Here is a 16,622-nt window from a genome sequence, read left to right on the forward strand (position 1 = left end):
CGATGATAAAAGCCAAAACCGCCAAGCCCGTGGAAGGTTCGCGCAGCCGCTCGCAGATCATCGTGCTGTTTATCGCGCTGATCATTTTCATCATGCTGCTGTTCGCCAACTTCGCTTACCTCAACACCCAGGCCACCTACGACAAGCAGTACATCGGCCACGCCGGCGAGCTGCGGGTGCTGTCCCAGCGCATTGCCAAGAACGCCACCGAAGCCGCCGCCGGCAAGGCTGCCGCGTTCAAGCTGCTGAGTGATGCGCGCAACGATTTTGCCCAGCGCTGGGGTTACCTGAAAAAAGGCGACCCGGCCACCGGCCTGCCCGGCGCGCCGCTGGCCGTGCGCGATGAAATGCACGCCGTGCAGCAGGACTGGGAAAAACTGCTGAAGAACACCGACGCCATTCTTGCCAGCGAACAGACCGTGCTGTCCTTGCATCAAGTGGCCGCGACCCTCGCGGAAACCGTGCCGCAACTGCAGGTGGAGTACGAGAAGGTGGTCGAAATCCTCCTCCAGCGTGGCGCGCCGGCGGCCCAGGTGGCCGTGGCTCAGCGTCAGTCGCTGCTGGCGGAACGGATCCTGGGCGCGGTGAACACCGTGCTCGCCGGGGATGAGAATGCGGTCCAGGCCGCCGATGCCTTCGGGCGCGATGCGGCACGCTTTGGCCAGGTGCTGAACGGCATGTTGCAGGGCAATCCGGCGCTGAAGATCAGCCAGGTCGAAGACCGTGATGCCCGCGCCCGGCTGGCCGAGATCTCCGAGCTGTTCGAGTTCGTGTCGGGCTCGGTGGATGAAATCCTCGAAACCTCTCCCGAGCTGTTCCAGGTTCGCGAGTCCGCGAGCAATATCTTCAGCCTCTCGCAAACCCTGCTCGATGAAGCCTCGCGCCTGGCCAACGGTTTTGAGAACCTGGCCGGTGGCCGCTCCCTGGACACCATTGGTGGTTATGTCCTGGGGTTGCTGGCGCTGATGTCGATCATCCTGATCGGCCTGGTGATGGTGCGCGAGACCAATCGCCAACTGCGCGAGACCGCTGAAAAGAACGAGCGCAACCAGAACGCGATCATGCGCCTGCTGGATGAAATCGAAGACCTGGCCGACGGCGACCTGACGGTGACGGCCTCGGTCACCGAAGACTTCACCGGAACCATCGCCGACTCGATCAACTATTCCGTCGACCAACTGCGCGACCTGGTGGCCACCATCAACCTCACCGCCGGCCAGGTGGCCGGTGCCGTGCAGGAAACCCAGGCCACCGCCATGCAACTGGCCGAAGCCTCGGAGCATCAGGCGCAGCAGATTTCCGAAGCCTCCACCGCGATCAACGACATGGCCCAGTCCATCGACCAGGTCTCGGCCAACGCTGCCGAGTCGTCGGCGGTGGCCGAGCGTTCGGTGGAGATCGCCAACAAGGGCAATGAGGTGGTGCACAACACCATCCACGGCATGGACAACATCCGCGAGCAGATCCAGGACACCGCCAAGCGCATCAAGCGTCTGGGTGAGTCTTCCCAGGAGATCGGCGACATTGTCAGTCTGATCGACGACATCGCCGACCAGACCAACATCCTCGCCCTGAACGCGGCGATCCAGGCCTCCATGGCCGGGGACGCCGGGCGCGGTTTTGCAGTGGTGGCCGATGAGGTGCAGCGTCTGGCCGAGCGCTCTTCGGCGGCCACGCGGCAGATCGAGACCCTGGTGCGGGCGATCCAGACCGACACCAACGAAGCGGTAATCTCCATGGAGCAGACCACCTCCGAAGTGGTGCGCGGTGCGCGCCTGGCCCAGGACGCCGGGGTGGCTCTGGAAGAAATCGAAGGCGTGTCCAAGACCCTGGCGGCGCTGATCCAGAGCATTTCCAATGCGGCGCAGCAGCAGACCTCATCGGCCGGGCAGATTTCCCTGACCATGAACGTGATCCAGCAGATCACCTCACAAACTTCGTCCGGTTCCACCGCGACGGCTGAAAGCATTGGCAACCTGGCAAAAATGGCCAGCCAACTGCGGCGTTCGGTGTCCGGCTTCACCTTGCCGGCCTCTCGGGAACTCGCCCCGGGTGACAAACGCTAAGGCAGACGAAGACTTTGACTGGAGTGGTTATGGTTGATCGGCACGACTATGTGGCCCTCGAATGGGTCAAGGGCGAAATTGCCGAGACCCTGAAGCAGGCCTATCAGGCGCTGGAGCATCTGCTCGATGAGCCGTTGGCGGCCGACGCCATCGGCCAGTGCCTGGAGGGCATCCATCAGGTCCATGGCAGCCTGCAGATGGTCGAGTTCTATGGCGCGGCGCTGCTGGCCGAAGAGATGGAGCAACTGGCCCTGGCCTTGCAGCAGCACCGCGTGTCCCAGCGTGACGAAGCCATCCGCCTGTTGTTGCAGGCCATCACTCAACTGCCGCAATACCTGGATCGGGTGCAAAGTGCGCGGCGCGACCTGCCGCTGGTGGTGTTGCCGCTGCTCAACGACCTGCGCAGTGCCCGTGGCGAGAGTCTGCTCTCGGAAACCAGCCTGTTCAGCCCCCTGCTGCCCAGCCTCGCGCCGCTCGACGCGGCGGCCCTGGCCGAGCTGGATCCGGGGCAATGGCAGGTCTTGTTGCGCAAACTGCGGCATATGCTGCAAACCGCGCTGGTGGACCTGCTGCGGGAACAGGATGTGGAAAACAGCCTGTCCTATATGACCCGCGTGTTCGAGCGCCTTGAGGCCTTGTGCCAGAACGCGCCGCTGGGGCCGTTGTGGCAGATTTCCCTGGCCCTGGTGGACGGCATGCGCCATGAGGTGGTGGCCAACAGCCCGGCGGTGCGCAGCCTGCTCAAGGATGTCGACCGCCAGCTCAAGCGCCTGTTCGAGGAAGGCATCGCCGGGGTCAACCAGCCGGCGCCGGACGAATTGCTCAAGAGCCTGCTGTTTTACATCGCCAAGGCCCGTCATCCCACCCCGCAGATGCAGATCATGAAAGAACGCTACGCCCTGGACGACGCGCTGCCCGACAGCGCCCTGGTCGATGAGGAGCGCGCACGCATGGCGGGCCCCGACCGCGACGCCATGCGCTCGGTCCTGGCCGCGCTGTGCGAGGAGCTGGTACGGGTCAAGGAGCGCCTGGATCTGTTCGTGCGCAGCGACCGGCAGCACGCTGATGACCTGGACAGCCTGCTGGCGCCGTTGCGGCAGATCGCCGACACCCTCGCGGTGCTGGGTTTTGGCCAGCCGCGCAAGGTGATCATCGACCAGTTGGCGGTGGTCCAGAGCCTGGCCCAGGGCCAGCGCGAACCCAATGACGCGGTGCTGATGGATGTGGCCGGCGCCTTGCTGTATGTCGAGGCGACCCTGGCCGGTATGGTCGGCACCGTGGAGCCTGAAAGCCGCGAAGAAAGCCGCCTGCCCACCACCGACCTGACCCAGATCCACCAATTGGTGATCAAGGAAGCGCGGCTGTGCCTGCAACAGGCCAAGGACCTGATCGTTGAATACATCGACGCCGATTGGGACCGCGAGCACCTGTTGCCTTTGCCCGAGCTGCTGACCCAGGTGCGCGGGGCGCTGGCGATGATTCCCCTGAGCCGCGCCGCGAGCCTGCTCGAAGCCTGCAACAGCTTTATCCGTGAACACCTGCTGCCCGACCCGGTCCGCCCCGAGTGGCAGCAACTGGACAGCCTGGCCGACGTGATCACCAGCATCGAGTATTACCTTGAGCGCCTGAGCGAAGACCCCGAGGCCCCCGGAGAGAAAATCCTCGATGTGGCCGAGCAGGGCTTGGCCGCGCTGGGTTATGTGCCGGTCGAACAGGTGCCGCTTCTCGACGATGTGCTCAGCCCCGGCGAAGCCCTGGTGATGCAGGACCTGCAGGAACTCGACGACCCGCAGGTGGTGCAGTCCCTGGCTGATGTGCTGGCCAGCCCGGTGTCGGCCCTCAACCCGCCGGCGCTCAACACCCCGGGCAGCCTGCTGCCGCCGCCGCGGGACGAAGCACCGGTGGACGATGAGCTGCGGGAAGTGTTCCTCGAGGAAACCGACGAGGTGCTGGAAGTGCTGCGCGAGTACCTGCCGCGCTGGTCGGCCGATCCTGCGAGCAAGGCCGCGCTGAGTGAGCTGCGCCGCGCCTTCCATACCCTCAAGGGCAGTGGGCGCATGGTGCGTGCGCTGGTCCTGGGGGAACTGGCGTGGGCCGTCGAGAACCTGCTCAACCGGGTGCTGGAGCGCAGCGTCGAGCCCGGGCCCCAGGTTTGGCAACTGCTGGGCGAAGTGGTGCAGCTGCTGCCGGAGCTGATCGCCGAATTCGCCGCCCAGGCCCAGCGTCAGCGTGACGATGTCGACCAACTGGCGGCCCGTGCCCATGCCCTGGCCAAGGGCGATGACGCCGAGCCGGTGGAGCACACGGCGAGCGGTGCCCTCGATCCGCAGTTGCTGGAGATTTTCCGCAATGAAGCGCAAACCCACCTCGACAGCATCAATCGCTTTCTCGACCACGCCGCCGAGCACCTGCCGTTGCAGGCCAGCGACGAGTTGCAACGGGCCCTGCACACCCTGAAGGGCAGTGCCTCGATGGCCGGAGTCTTGCCGATTGCCGAGCTGGCGGCGCCTCTTGACCAGTTGGCCCGGGAGTATCGCGCGCACCTGATCGCCCTCGACCTGGATGAAGTCGAGCTGCTGCTGGAGGCCGAGGGCCTGTTTCGCCGTGGCCTGAAGCAGTTGGGCAACGATCCCCAGGCGCCCATCAACGGGGCGCGGTCATTGATCGACCGCACCCAGGCCCTGCTGGGCGAACGCCTGGAAAAACTCCTCAATTCCCCTACCAGCGGGCTGCGCATCAAGCGCGACCCGCAACTGATCAACAACTTCCTGGCCCAGGGCATGGACATCCTGCTGGACGCCGAAAACCTGTTGCGCCGCTGGCAGCAGCACCCCGGCGCGCGTCAGGAACTGAGCGCGCTGCTGGATGAGCTGACGACCCTGGGCGAGGGCGCGCACCTGGCCGACCTGCAACCGATGGATGAGTTGTGCGAAGCCTTGCTCGACCTGTATGGGGCGGTGGAGGAAAGCAGCCTGGCGGTCAGCGAGCGCTTCTTCCACGAGGCCGAAAGCGCCCATGAAGCGCTGATCAATATGCTCGACGAGCTGGCCGCCGGGCAGGTGGTCAGCCCGCAACCGGCGCGGGTCAGGGCCTTGCGCGAGTTGCTCGAGGAAGGCCTGGACCCGACGGCCACCGGGCTGATCCGCAGCGACGGCAGTCGCACCCTGAGCATCAGTGAACTGGGGGCTGCCACCGCCGAGCTGGGGCAGGCTGCGGACCTGCCAGAGCAGGACGATGAAATTGTCGCGATCTTCCTCGAAGAGGCAGTCGATATCCTGGAAAGTGCGGGCCAGGCCCTGCAACGCTGGTTGTCCGACCCGGACAACGGCGCGCCGCTGTTGTCCTTGCAGCGCGACCTGCACACCCTCAAGGGTGGCGCACGCATGGCCGCCGTCGGGCCGGTGGGCGACCTGGCCCATGAGCTGGAAAACCTGTACCAGGGCCTGGTGGACCGGCGTTACCAGCACAGCTCGGAACTGGCGCAGCTGCTGCAGCACAGCCACGATCAACTGGCAGTACTGCTGGAGCAGTTGCAGCGGCAACAGCCGTTGGATGAACCGCAGGAACTGATCGAGGCCATCAGCCGTTTCCGCCAGCGGGCGAGTGTCGCCCCCGAGGTCGTGGAGCCATTGGCCGACAGTGATTCGGCCGCCCATGACCCGGAGCTGCTGGAGATCTTCCTCGAGGAAGGTTTCGACATCATCGACAGCTCCGCTGCGGCGCTGGTCCGCTGGCAGGCCGAGCCCCAGGGGCGGCAGGAGGTGGAAACCCTGCTGCGTGACCTGCACACCCTCAAGGGTGGGGCGCGGATGGTGGAAATCGTCCCGATCGGCGACCTGGCCCACGAGTTGGAGTTTCTCTTCGAAGGCCTGTCCTCCGGGCTGCTGCACGCCACCCCCGCGTTGTTCAGCCTGCTGCAAAGCAGCCACGACCGGCTGGCGCAGATGCTCGATGCGGCCCGCGCGGGGCAGCCGATCAAGCCCGCCGACAGCCTGATCGAAGCGATCCGGGCGTTTACCCATCCTTCTGTCGAGCCCAGCCCGCCGCCAGCGCTGCTCAGCCTGCCGCCGCCGAGCAAGCCTGAGACGCCTGTGCCGGTGGTCGAGGCTCCGGCCGGGGACATGGTCAAGGTGTCGGCTGAACTGCTGGATGACCTGGTCAACCTGGCCGGGGAAACCTCGATCTTTCGCGGGCGTATCGAACAGCAGGTCAACGATGCGCGGGTGGCCCTGAGCGAGATGGAAACCACCATCGAGCGCATGCGCGACCAACTGCGCCGGCTCGACACCGAAACCCAGGGCCGCATCCTCAGCCGCCAGCAGGTGGAGGCCGAGCGCCTGGGCTATGAAGAATTCGACCCGCTGGAAATGGACCGCCATTCCCAGTTGCAGCAGCTGTCGCGGGCCCTGTTCGAGTCGGCCTCCGACCTGCTCGACCTCAAGGAAACCCTCGACCGCCGCAATCACGACGCACACAACCTGCTGCAGCAGCAGGGGCGAATCAACACCGAATTGCAGGAAGGCTTGATGCGCACGCGCATGGTGCCGTTCGAACGCATGGTGCCGCGGCTCAAGCGCATCGTGCGCCAGGTCGCCAGCGAACTGGGCAAGGAGGTCGAGTTCGTCGTCGGCAATGCCGAGGGCGAGATGGACCGCAACGTGCTGGAGCGCATGGTGGCGCCCCTGGAACACATGCTGCGCAACGCCGTCGACCATGGCCTGGAATCGGCCGAGGCGCGGTTGGCGGTGGGCAAGCCGGCCCAGGGCCGGATCACCCTGGACCTGGCACACGAAGGTGGCGACATCGTTTTCGACATGCGTGACGACGGTGCCGGGGTGCCGCTGGAGGCGGTGCGCAGCAAGGCGATCAAGCGCGGGCTGCTGGACCCGAACCTCGAAATCAGCGACCGCGACGTGCTGCAATTCATCATGCAGCCGGGGTTCTCCACGGCGGAAAAAATCACCCAGATTTCCGGGCGCGGCGTGGGCATGGACGTGGTGCATGAAGAGGTGCGGCAGTTGGGCGGCACCATGAGCATCGACTCGATCCCGGGGCAGGGCGTGCACTTTCGGATTCGCCTGCCGTTTACCGTGTCGGTCAATCGGGCACTGATGGTGCAGTGTGCCGACGAGCAATACGCGATCCCGCTGAACACCATCGAAGGCATCGTCCGCGTACTGCCGGTGGAGCTCGACAGCTATTACCAGCTCGATCCGCCGCGTTATGAATACGCCGGTCAGCGCTACGACCTGTGCTACCTCGGCGAACTGCTGCACACCGTCGGCCGCCCGAAACTGCTGGGCCAGAGCCTGCCGCTGCCGGTGCTGCTGGTGCATTACAACGAGCACCGGATCGCGGTGCAGGTCGATGCCATGGCCGGTAGCCGGGAGATCGTGGTCAAGAGCCTTGGCCCGCAGTTCTCGGCGGTACAGGGGCTGTCGGGCGCGACCATCCTCGGCGATGGCCGGGTGGTGCTGATTCTCGATTTGCTGGCCCATATCCGCGTCCAGCAGAGCTGGTTGCCGCGCCAGCAGGTGGTGGGCAACGAGGAAGGGCCGGTAGAGGCCGAGCCGCAACGGCCGATGCTGGTCATGGTGGTGGACGATTCGGTCACGGTGCGCAAGGTCACCAGCCGCCTGCTGGAGCGTCACGGCATGAACGTGCTGACCGCCAAGGATGGGGTGGACGCCATGCTCCTGCTCGACGAGCACCTGCCGGACCTGATGCTGCTGGACATCGAAATGCCGCGCATGGACGGCTTTGAAGTGGCGATGCAGGTGCGCAGCGATCCGCGCCTGCAGCACCTGCCGATCATCATGATCACCTCGCGCACCGGGCAGAAGCACCGCGACCGGGCCATGGCCATCGGCGTCAACGACTACCTGGGCAAGCCCTACCAAGAGTCGGTATTGCTCGAAAGCATCGCCCTGTGGAGCAAACCCCATGCTTGATCACCGCGCCAGCAACCTGACCGGGCTGCTGTTGCCCCTGGCCGACCGGACCCTGGTCCTGCCCAATGTCGCGATCGCCGAACTGATCGATTACCAGCCCGGCTCGTTCGACCTGGATTCGCCGCCCTGGTACCTGGGCCTGGTGAGCTGGCGCGACCGGCAGATCCCGCTGCTCAGCTTCGAATCGGCCTGTGGCGGCAAGACCGTGATTGGCGACCGGGCGCGGATCGTTGTGCTCAACGCCCTGGGCGGGCGGCCGAACCTGGCGTTCATCGCCTTGCTGGTCCAGGGCATCCCGCGCTCGCACAAACTCGACAGCCAATTGAGCTACGTCGATGTGCCCTTGTGCGCCCTGGAAAAAGCCGCGGTACAAGTGGCCGAACAAGTGGCCAAGGTCCCCGACCTGCTGGGCCTCGAAGCCTTGCTGGTGGCGTCGGGGCTGGTGCCGGGCGAGGGCTGAGCCTGCTTAGCCGGCAAGCAGGGCGCTGCGCACTTCCATCAGGGCAAACCCCAGCAGATTGAGCCCGCGCCATTTCTCCGGCTGCGAGGCTTTCTTGTCCTCGGCGGCCAGGCCGATGCCCCAGATGCGGTCCACCGGGCTGGCTTCCACCAGCAACTGCTCGCCAGTGGCCAGCAGGAACTCAGCCAGTGCCGGGTGCTGGCTGAACTTGGCCAGGTTGCCGCGCACCACGATATCGAAGCACGCCGCGTCCCACTGCGCCCCGTCAAACCCCTGCACCTGACGCCCCAATTGCTTGGCATCGGCCGGGGTTGCCGCGACGAGGATCCGCTCCAGGGTCTGGGCGTCATCGAACAGACGGGCCTTGCCCGCCATCATGTAATGCTCGGCGCTGGCGTAACTCACCCCGTCGACCTCGAACGGCGTGGGGAACCACTGGCTGAAGCAGCTGTGGGTGACACGGCCATCCCGCGCCGGCTGGTGGCCCCAGAACATCAGGTACTCGGGCTTGAAGCCCTGCTGGAGTTGCCCCAGCAACTGCTCGACCGAGCGCACAGGAGGGAATGCGGTTTTTGCCATGAGAGTTCTCGTCACGTCGATGCCGGCCATTCATCGGCCGGGTGATTCGGGATGCAGCTGTGGTGGGGTGGCAGGGTACTCCAACATCGGCGGTGCAGGCACTGCCTCCATGGCTGCGGCTTGAATCATTACCCTGAGCGTAACGATCCGCCGCTGGGCTTGATTGATGCCCCGGGCATTGCCTCCTAAGGTGGCTCCACGACAGCGAACCAGTGGAGTGAGCATGACAACAATAATATCCCCCGACTCGCGCTGGACGCGGCGGCGCAGCGAAAAGCAGCGGCGCCTCGAACAGGTGCGGGCCCTGGCCGATGGTGTGGTGTTGCCCACCGACAAGATCGTGGCGGCCCTGGAGGCGTTGATCCTGCCCGGGGACCGGGTGGTGCTGGAGGGCAACAACCAGAAGCAGGCGGATTTCCTGTCGCGCTCACTGGCCAAGGCCGACCCGGCCAAGCTCCACGACTTGCACATGATCATGCCCAGCGTCGGCCGTTCCGAGCACCTGGACCTGTTCGAGCGCGGCATCGCGCGCAAGCTGGACTTTTCCTTTGCCGGTACCCAGAGCCTGCGCATCAGCCAGTTGCTCGAAGACGGGCTGCTGGAAGTCGGCGCGATCCATACCTACATCGAGCTTTATGCACGGCTGGTGGTGGACCTGATTCCCAACGTGGTGCTCTCGGCCGGCTTCATGGCCGACCGCGCCGGCAATATCTACACCGGCCCGAGCACCGAGGACACCCCGGCGCTGATCGAGCCGGCAGCCTTCAGCGACGGTATCGTGATCGTCCAGGTCAACCAGTTGGTGGATGACGTCAGCGAGTTGCCGCGAGTGGACATCCCGGCGTCCTGGGTGGATTTCGTGGTGGTGGCCGACAAGCCGTTCTACATCGAGCCGCTGTTTACCCGCGACCCACGGCATATCAAGCCGGTGCACGTGCTGATGGCGATGATGGCGATCCGCGGCATCTACGAAAAACACAATGTGCAGTCGCTGAACCACGGCATCGGTTTCAACACCGCGGCCATCGAGCTGATCCTGCCCACCTACGGTGAATCCCTGGGGCTCAAGGGCAAGATCTGCCGCAACTGGACCCTCAACCCCCATCCGACCCTGATCCCGGCCATTGAAAGTGGCTGGGTGGAAAGCGTGCACTGCTTCGGCACCGAGTTGGGCATGGAGCACTACATCGCCGCGCGCCCGGACGTGTTCTTCACCGGCCGCGACGGTTCCCTGCGCTCCAACCGGATGTTCTGCCAACTGGCCGGGCAGTACGCGGTGGACCTGTTTATCGGCGCCACTTTGCAGGTGGACGGCGACGGCCATTCTTCCACCGTGACCCGCGGGCGCCTGGCCGGTTTCGGCGGGGCCCCGAACATGGGCCACGACCCCCGCGGCCGACGCCATGGCACCCCGGCCTGGCTGGATATGCGCGTCGATCAGAGCGACGCGCCCCAGGCCATGCTCGAACGCGGCAAGAAGCTGGTGGTGCAGATGGTCGAGACCTTCCAGGAAGGCGGCAAACCGACCTTCGTCGAGACCCTGGATGCGGTGGAAGTGGCGCGCAAGAGCGGCATGCCCCTGGCGCCGATCATGATCTACGGCGACGACGTCACCCACCTGCTGACCGAGGAAGGCATCGCCTACCTGTACAAGGCCCGCTCCCTGGAAGAGCGCCAGGCCATGATCGCCGCCGTGGCCGGGGTCACCGTCATCGGCCTGCGACACAACCCCAAAGACACCGCGCGCATGCGCCGTGAAGGCTTGATCGCCTTGCCCGAAGACCTCGGCATTCGCCGTACCGATGCCAGTCGCGAGTTGCTCGCGGCGAAAAGCGTCGCCGATCTGGTGGAGTGGTCGGGTGGCCTGTACCACCCGCCCGCCAAGTTCAGGAGCTGGTAATGCACGCATTCAATCTGCACGCGAAACCCTTGAGCCTGGCCGAGCGCCTGGCGGACCTGGCGGTCGACGCACTGATCGACGAGGCCGACCTGTCGCCCAAGCCGGCGCTGGTGGATCGTCGTGGCAACGGTGCCCACAGCGACCTGCACCTGGGGCTGATGCACGCCTCGGCCCTGTCCCTGTGGCCGGCGTTCAAGGCCATGGCCGACGCCGCCATTGAACTCGGCGCGATCGGTTTGCCATTGCGCGAAGCCCTGGGCCGCATCGGCCGTGAAGGCGAAGCGGCGATGCTGGTCACCACCGGCGGGGTCAATACCCATCGTGGGGCTATATGGGCCCTGGGCCTGCTGGTGGCGGCTGCGGCGCTGGAGCCTCAGGCCAACCGCGCCGGCAGCCTGGCCGTTCGCGCCGCACGCCTGGCGTTGCTCGATGATCGCCATGCCCCGCGTGCCCTCAGCCATGGCGCCCAGGTGGCGCAGCGCTACGGTGCACTCGGTGCCCGCGAACAGGCGCAGTTGGGGTTCCCAGCGGTGCTGCAACATGGCTTGCCGCAGCTTCAGCGCAGTCGCGCCCAGGGCCATGGCGAGCAGAACGCCCGGCTCGATGCCTTGCTCGCCATCATGACCACCCTGGTCGACACCTGCGTGCTGTACCGCGCCGGCGAGCAGGGCTTGCAGGCCATGCAGCGGGGCGCGCGGGCGGTGCTCGAGGCCGGTGGCAGTGCGAGCCTGGCCGGGCGTCGCCGCCTGCATGAGCTGGACCAACAGTTATTGGCCTTGAATGCCTCGCCCGGCGGCGCTGCGGACCTCCTGGCAGCCTGCCTGTTGCTCGACCGGATCGAGTCCGGCGACGCCTTTATCCAGGGAGCAGTGTGATGGAAACCTTGTCTTTTGAATTTCCCGCCGGGCCACCGGCTCGCGGTCGGGCGCTGGTGGGCTGTGTCGGCTCGGGCGACCTGGAAGTGCTGCTCGAACCCGGCCCGGCCGGCAAGCTGACGATCCAGGTGCAGACCTCGGTGAATGGCAGCGGGGCGCGCTGGCAGCATCTGTTCGAGCGCCTCTTCGACGGCCAGGTGCCGCCGGCGCTGGCCATCGATATTCATGATTTCGGCGCCACGCCGGGCGTGGTGCGCCTGCGCCTGGAACAGGGCTTCGAGGAGATCGGCCATGACTGACAGCGACCGCCTGTTGCACAAGCACAGCTTCGTCGAACTCGGCGCTCGCCAGCGGGCCAGGGCCTTGCTCGATGCCGGCAGCTTTCGCGAGTTGCTCGACCCTTTCCAGCGGGTCATGTCGCCCTGGCTCGTCCGCCAGGGCGTGGTGCCCCAGGCCGACGACGGGGTGGTGATCGCCAAGGGCAAGATCAATGGCCTGCCGGTGGTGATTGCCGCCATCGAAGGCGCATTCCAGGGCGGCAGCCTGGGTGAAGTGGGCGGGGCGAAGATCGCCGGCGCCCTGGAACTGGCCGCCGAGGACAACCGCAACGGCATCGCCACTCGCGCCGTCTTGCTCCTGGAAACCGGCGGCGTGCGCCTGCAGGAAGCCAACCTGGGGCTGGCGGCGATTGCCGATATCCACGCGGCGATTGTCGACCTGCGCCAGTACCAGCCGGTGATCGGCGTGGTGGCCGGCAGCGTTGGCTGTTTTGGCGGGATGTCGATTGCCGCCGGCCTGTGCAGTTACCTGCTGGTGACCCAAGAAGCGCGGCTCGGGCTCAACGGCCCGCAAGTGATCGAGCAGGAAGCCGGCCTTGAGGAGTACGACTCCCGCGACCGGCCGTTTATCTGGAGCCTGACCGGCGGCGAACAGCGCTTTGCCAGTGGCCTGGTGGATCGGTATGTGGCCGACGATGTGGCGCAGATCCAGCAGCAGGTCGGTGAACTGTTGGCCCTGGGGTTGCCGGCGCAGCAGCGCAGCCGCCAGGCCGAACATTACCTGGGCTGCCTGGCGCGGCTGGATACCGCGCCGCAAATCGAACCGGCAACGGTTCGCGACCTGTATCAAGGAGACCGCTCATGAGTGCTTATTCCCTGCGCGGCTGGCACTGGTTTCAGGCCCTGAGTGCCGGCGCCACGCCCGTCACTGATGTGCCGGCATCGTTGAGCGTCGCGGACGGCCACCTGGCCGGGCAAGCGGTGCGTTTTATCGCCGTGGTGGCCGACCCGGACAACCGTTTCCCCCGTGCCCGCAACGGCGAAGTCGGGTTGCTGGAAGGCTGGAGCCTGGCTCGGGTGGTGGATGACGTGATCGCGGCCGATGCCGCGCACACCGAAAAACGCCCCCTGATCGCCATCGTCGATGTGCCGAGCCAGGCCTACGGTCGGCGTGAAGAAGCACTGGGCATTCACCAGGCGCTGGCCGGGGCGGCCGACAGTTATGCCCGGGCGCGGCTGGCCGGGCACCCGGTGATTGCCCTGCTGGTGGGCAAGGCCATGTCCGGGGCGTTTCTGGCCCACGGCTACCAGGCCAACCGCCTGATCGCCCTGCGTGACCCGGGGGTGATGGTGCATGCCATGGGCAAGGCTTCGGCGGCGCGGGTGACCCTGCGCAGCGTCGAGGAACTGGAAGCCCTGGCCGCCAGCGTGCCGCCGATGGCCTATGACATCGACAGCTTTGCCAGCCTGGGCCTGCTCTGGGAAACCCTGTCGGTGACTCAGATCGAACAACCCACGGCCCATGACCTGGCGCGGGTCAACGAGTGCCTGGTGCAGGCGATAGCCGATGTGCGCGCCACCGGGCATGACCTGAGCGGGCGGTTGGGCGCGAGCAATCGGGTAGCGTCGAGCCGGGTGCGCCAGCTGTTGCGAGAACAGTGGTGAGCCGCTTGCCACCCCAGCCCCATGACCTGCTCTGGGGCCTGACGCCCGAGCAATTGCCGGGCGATGCGCCAGCCTGGGTGGTGGCGGCCATGGCCGACGGCCAGCCGGTGGTGGTGCGCCGGGCGTTGACCGCGCCGGGGCAGGTGGCGGTGGGCGTGCGCGGGCGCCTGCGCGAGCAGCGTTATCCGACCCTGATGGCGCTGGCCTCCATCAGCCGTTGCGTCACGCCCGAAGCCCTGTGCGCAGTGGAGTCGGATCAGCCCTGGCCGGCGTTGCGGGCCCTGGCCCTGTTGCGCCCGCAGTTGAACGCGTGCGGCCTGGTGTGGGGCGTCAGCGGCAGCGCCGGGTTTGAACTGGCCAGCGGTGTGGCAGCGCTGCACCAGGGCAGTGACCTGGACCTGATTGCGCGCAGCGTCGAACCTCTGCCCCGGGCCCAGGCCCGGCACCTGCTGGCGTTGCTGGACAGCGCGCCATGCCCGGTGGACCTGCAATTACAGACCCCCAACGGCGCACTGGCCCTGCGCGAATGGGCTGCCGGCGCCCGGCGTGTATTGCTCAAATGCGCGACGGGTGCTCGGCTGGTCGAGAACCCGTGGCAGGCCCTGGAGCATGTGGCGTGAGCAGCCTGCTGGTGTTTCCGGGCCAGGGCGCGCAGCAGCCGGGCATGTTGCAGCGCCTGCCGCCCAACCCGCTGGTGCAGGCCTGCCTGCAAGAGGCGGCGCAGGTGCTGGGCGAGGATCCGCTGACCCTGGACTCCCCCGCCGCCCTGGCCAATACCCGGGCCGTGCAACTGTGTTTGCTGATCGCCGGCGTTGCCAGTGCCCGACTGCTGCTGGAGCAGGCACCGGCGCCGGAGTACGTGGCCGGGCTGTCCATCGGCGCCTATCCGGCGGCGGTGGTGGCCGGGGCCCTGGAATTTGCCGATGCGTTGCGCCTGGTGAGCCTGCGGGGCGAGCTGATGCAGCGTGCCTACCCCGAGGGTTATGGGATGACGGCGATCATCGGTCTGCAACTGGCCACGGTGGAGGCCTTGCTGGCCCAGGTCCACTGCGAGCAGGCACCGGTGTACCTGGCCAATATCAACGCCGACAGCCAACTGGTGATCGCCGGCAGCGACGCCGCGATGCTGCGGGTGGCCGAGCTGGCCCGCGGTTGCGGGGTGGGCGTGGCCAAGCGCCTGGCGGTCAGCGTGCCGTCCCACTGCCCGTTGCTGGCGCAACCGGCCCAGGCGCTGGCCGAGGCCTTTGCCCAGGTGCCGATGCAGGCGCCACGCCTGGGTTACCTGAGCAGCAGCCGGGCGCGGCCGCTGCGCCAGGTGGAACAACTGCGCGACGACCTGGCGTTCAACATGTGCCGGGTGGTGGATTGGCGCGGCACCGTGCAAGGCGCGTATGAGCGCGGCGTGCGGCTACAGATCGAACTGCCGCCTGGTGCGGTGTTGACCGGGCTGGCGCGCCGGGTGTTCGAACAGGGCAGCGTGATCGCCTACGACGGTGCGCGCCTGGACACCCTGCAGGCGCTGTTGCATGAGGAGGTACGCCGCGACCGATAGAGCCCCGACTCAAGCTGGCGAAGCACAAAAACAACAACTTCGACGATGCACTTTGAGGACTACAACAATGATTATTTACGGTGTGGCGCTGTTGGCGATCTGTACCCTGGCCGGGGTGATTATCGGTGACATGCTCGGTGTGCTGTTGGGTGTGAAGTCCAATGTGGGCGGGGTCGGGATTGCCATGATCCTGCTGATCTGCGCGCGTTTGTGGATGCACAAGCGCGGCGGCATGACCAAGGACTGCGAGATGGGCGTCGGCTTCTGGGGCGCCATGTACATCCCGGTGGTGGTGGCCATGGCGGCCCAGCAAAACGTGGTGACCGCCTTGCACGGCGGTCCGGTGGCAGTGCTGGCGGCCATCGGTTCGGTGGTGCTCTGCGGGTGCACCATTGCCTTGATCAGTCGCACCAATAAGGGCGAGCCGCTGCCGGATGAACCGGTCGAGCTGGCGCCCGGTGCCGCTGCGGCAGGGGGGCGCTGATATGTGGGATCTCATTGAAAAGGGCCTGGAACACAACGGGCTGATCACAGCCTTCGCCTTTGTCGGCGTGATCATGTGGCTGTCGGTGCTGCTGTCCAAGCGTCTGACGTTCGGCCGCATCCACGGTTCGGCGATTGCGATTGTCATCGGCCTGGTACTGGCCTGGGTCGGCGGCACTATCACCGGTGGGCAGAAGGGCCTGGCGGACCTGGCGCTGTTCTCCGGCATCGGCCTGATGGGCGGCGCCATGCTGCGGGATTTCGCGATTGTCGCCACGGCCTTCGAGGTCCAGGCCACCGAGGCGCGCAAAGCCGGCTTGATCGGGGTCATCGCTCTGCTGCTGGGCACGGTCCTGCCGTTTATCGTCGGCGCGAGCATGGCCTGGGTCTTCGGTTATCGCGATGCAGTGAGCATGACCACCATCGGTGCCGGGGCGGTGACCTACATTGTCGGTCCGGTGACCGGGGCGGCGATCGGCGCAACCTCCGATGTGATGGCGCTGTCGATTGCCACCGGCCTGATCAAGGCCATCCTGGTGATGGTCGGCACGCCGATGGCCGCACGTTGGATGGGCCTGGACAACCCGCGCTCGGCAATGGTTTTCGGTGGCCTGGCCGGCACCGTCAGCGGCGTGACGGCCGGGCTGGCGGCGACCGATCGGCGGCTGGTGCCCTACGGTGCCCTGACCGCAACCTTCCACACCGGGCTCGGCTGCCTGCTGGGACCGTCGCTGCTGTACTTCATCGTGCGCGGCCTGGTGGGTTAACTCCCGACTGACGCTTGCGGCCATGGCCGGCCGACTCCCGCGAGGG

At 66.4% G+C, this 16,622-nt stretch carries 13 protein-coding genes; 12 read left to right on the forward strand and 1 reads right to left on the reverse strand.

Annotated features, from left to right (window positions below; all coding sequences use genetic code 11):
* Positions 1-2 precede the first annotated feature (2 nt).
* Genes MF4836_RS30930 through MF4836_RS30940 form a run of 3 tightly spaced genes read left to right on the forward strand, consistent with a single transcriptional unit; the run spans position 3 to position 8,477 of the window.
* Entirely contained in the window at positions 3-2,066 is a 2,064-nt protein-coding gene (locus MF4836_RS30930; protein ID WP_078473542.1) for a methyl-accepting chemotaxis protein, read from the forward strand.
* Between the two features lie 29 nt (positions 2,067-2,095).
* Positions 2,096-8,017, forward strand: a complete 5,922-nt coding sequence (locus MF4836_RS30935) for an Hpt domain-containing protein (RefSeq protein WP_078473543.1) — start codon at positions 2,096-2,098, stop codon at positions 8,015-8,017.
* Positions 8,010-8,477, forward strand: coding sequence for a chemotaxis protein CheW (locus tag MF4836_RS30940; RefSeq protein ID WP_078473544.1), 468 nt, complete (start codon positions 8,010-8,012; stop codon positions 8,475-8,477). Before MF4836_RS30935 ends, MF4836_RS30940 begins: the two co-directional genes overlap by 8 nt.
* A gap of 6 nt (positions 8,478-8,483) precedes the next feature.
* Here MF4836_RS30940 and MF4836_RS30945 read toward each other — a convergent pair whose 3' ends face one another.
* A complete protein-coding gene (locus MF4836_RS30945; RefSeq protein WP_078473545.1) occupies positions 8,484-9,056 on the reverse strand; it encodes an NADAR family protein in 573 nt (190 codons plus the stop codon).
* Positions 9,057-9,279: 223 nt separating this feature from the next.
* Between MF4836_RS30945 and mdcA the strand changes: the two genes are divergently transcribed.
* The 9 genes from mdcA (at position 9,280) to madM (ending at position 16,576) form a co-directional block, all read left to right on the forward strand.
* Positions 9,280-10,956, forward strand: coding sequence for a malonate decarboxylase subunit alpha (mdcA, locus tag MF4836_RS30950; RefSeq protein ID WP_078473546.1), 1,677 nt, complete (start codon positions 9,280-9,282; stop codon positions 10,954-10,956).
* Entirely contained in the window at positions 10,956-11,831 is an 876-nt protein-coding gene (locus MF4836_RS30955; protein WP_078473547.1) for a triphosphoribosyl-dephospho-CoA synthase, read from the forward strand. Before mdcA ends, MF4836_RS30955 begins: the two co-directional genes overlap by 1 nt.
* Positions 11,831-12,130: a malonate decarboxylase subunit delta gene (locus MF4836_RS30960; protein ID WP_078473548.1), complete on the forward strand. Its 300-nt coding sequence runs from the start codon at positions 11,831-11,833 to the stop codon at positions 12,128-12,130. Before MF4836_RS30955 ends, MF4836_RS30960 begins: the two co-directional genes overlap by 1 nt.
* A complete protein-coding gene (locus tag MF4836_RS30965) occupies positions 12,123-12,974 on the forward strand; it encodes a biotin-independent malonate decarboxylase subunit beta (RefSeq protein ID WP_078473549.1) in 852 nt (283 codons plus the stop codon). Before MF4836_RS30960 ends, MF4836_RS30965 begins: the two co-directional genes overlap by 8 nt.
* Entirely contained in the window at positions 12,971-13,774 is an 804-nt protein-coding gene (gene mdcE / locus MF4836_RS30970) for a biotin-independent malonate decarboxylase subunit gamma (RefSeq protein WP_078473550.1), read from the forward strand. The genes MF4836_RS30965 and mdcE overlap by 4 nt, the downstream gene beginning before the upstream one ends.
* Positions 13,771-14,394 (forward strand): malonate decarboxylase holo-ACP synthase, encoded by a 624-nt coding sequence (locus MF4836_RS30975; protein ID WP_238596239.1) that lies wholly within the window; start codon positions 13,771-13,773, stop codon positions 14,392-14,394. The genes mdcE and MF4836_RS30975 overlap by 4 nt, the downstream gene beginning before the upstream one ends.
* Positions 14,391-15,326: a malonate decarboxylase subunit epsilon gene (mdcH, locus tag MF4836_RS30980; protein ID WP_078473552.1), complete on the forward strand. Its 936-nt coding sequence runs from the start codon at positions 14,391-14,393 to the stop codon at positions 15,324-15,326. Before MF4836_RS30975 ends, mdcH begins: the two co-directional genes overlap by 4 nt.
* Before the next feature lie 67 nt (positions 15,327-15,393).
* Positions 15,394-15,810: a malonate transporter subunit MadL gene (gene madL, locus MF4836_RS30985; protein ID WP_020296197.1), complete on the forward strand. Its 417-nt coding sequence runs from the start codon at positions 15,394-15,396 to the stop codon at positions 15,808-15,810.
* A 1-nt stretch (position 15,811) separates the two neighbouring features.
* A complete protein-coding gene (gene madM / locus MF4836_RS30990) occupies positions 15,812-16,576 on the forward strand; it encodes a malonate transporter subunit MadM (protein ID WP_078473553.1) in 765 nt (254 codons plus the stop codon).
* Positions 16,577-16,622: the final 46 nt, after the last annotated feature.

This window comes from Pseudomonas sp. MF4836 (assembly GCF_002018875.1).
GTDB lineage: Bacteria > Pseudomonadota > Gammaproteobacteria > Pseudomonadales > Pseudomonadaceae > Aquipseudomonas.

Coding starts and splice junctions, on each gene's coding strand:
- MF4836_RS30930 (WP_078473542.1), top strand. CDS start 3: ATGATAAAAGCCAAAACCGCCAAGCCCGTGGAAGGTTCGCGCAGCCGC.
- MF4836_RS30935 (WP_078473543.1), top strand. CDS start 2,096: ATGGTTGATCGGCACGACTATGTGGCCCTCGAATGGGTCAAGGGCGAA.
- MF4836_RS30940 (WP_078473544.1), top strand. CDS start 8,010: ATGCTTGATCACCGCGCCAGCAACCTGACCGGGCTGCTGTTGCCCCTG.
- MF4836_RS30945 (WP_078473545.1), bottom strand. CDS start 9,056: ATGGCAAAAACCGCATTCCCTCCTGTGCGCTCGGTCGAGCAGTTGCTG.
- mdcA (WP_078473546.1), top strand. CDS start 9,280: ATGACAACAATAATATCCCCCGACTCGCGCTGGACGCGGCGGCGCAGC.
- MF4836_RS30955 (WP_078473547.1), top strand. CDS start 10,956: ATGCACGCATTCAATCTGCACGCGAAACCCTTGAGCCTGGCCGAGCGC.
- MF4836_RS30960 (WP_078473548.1), top strand. CDS start 11,831: ATGGAAACCTTGTCTTTTGAATTTCCCGCCGGGCCACCGGCTCGCGGT.
- MF4836_RS30965 (WP_078473549.1), top strand. CDS start 12,123: ATGACTGACAGCGACCGCCTGTTGCACAAGCACAGCTTCGTCGAACTC.
- mdcE (WP_078473550.1), top strand. CDS start 12,971: ATGAGTGCTTATTCCCTGCGCGGCTGGCACTGGTTTCAGGCCCTGAGT.
- madL (WP_020296197.1), top strand. CDS start 15,394: ATGATTATTTACGGTGTGGCGCTGTTGGCGATCTGTACCCTGGCCGGG.
- madM (WP_078473553.1), top strand. CDS start 15,812: ATGTGGGATCTCATTGAAAAGGGCCTGGAACACAACGGGCTGATCACA.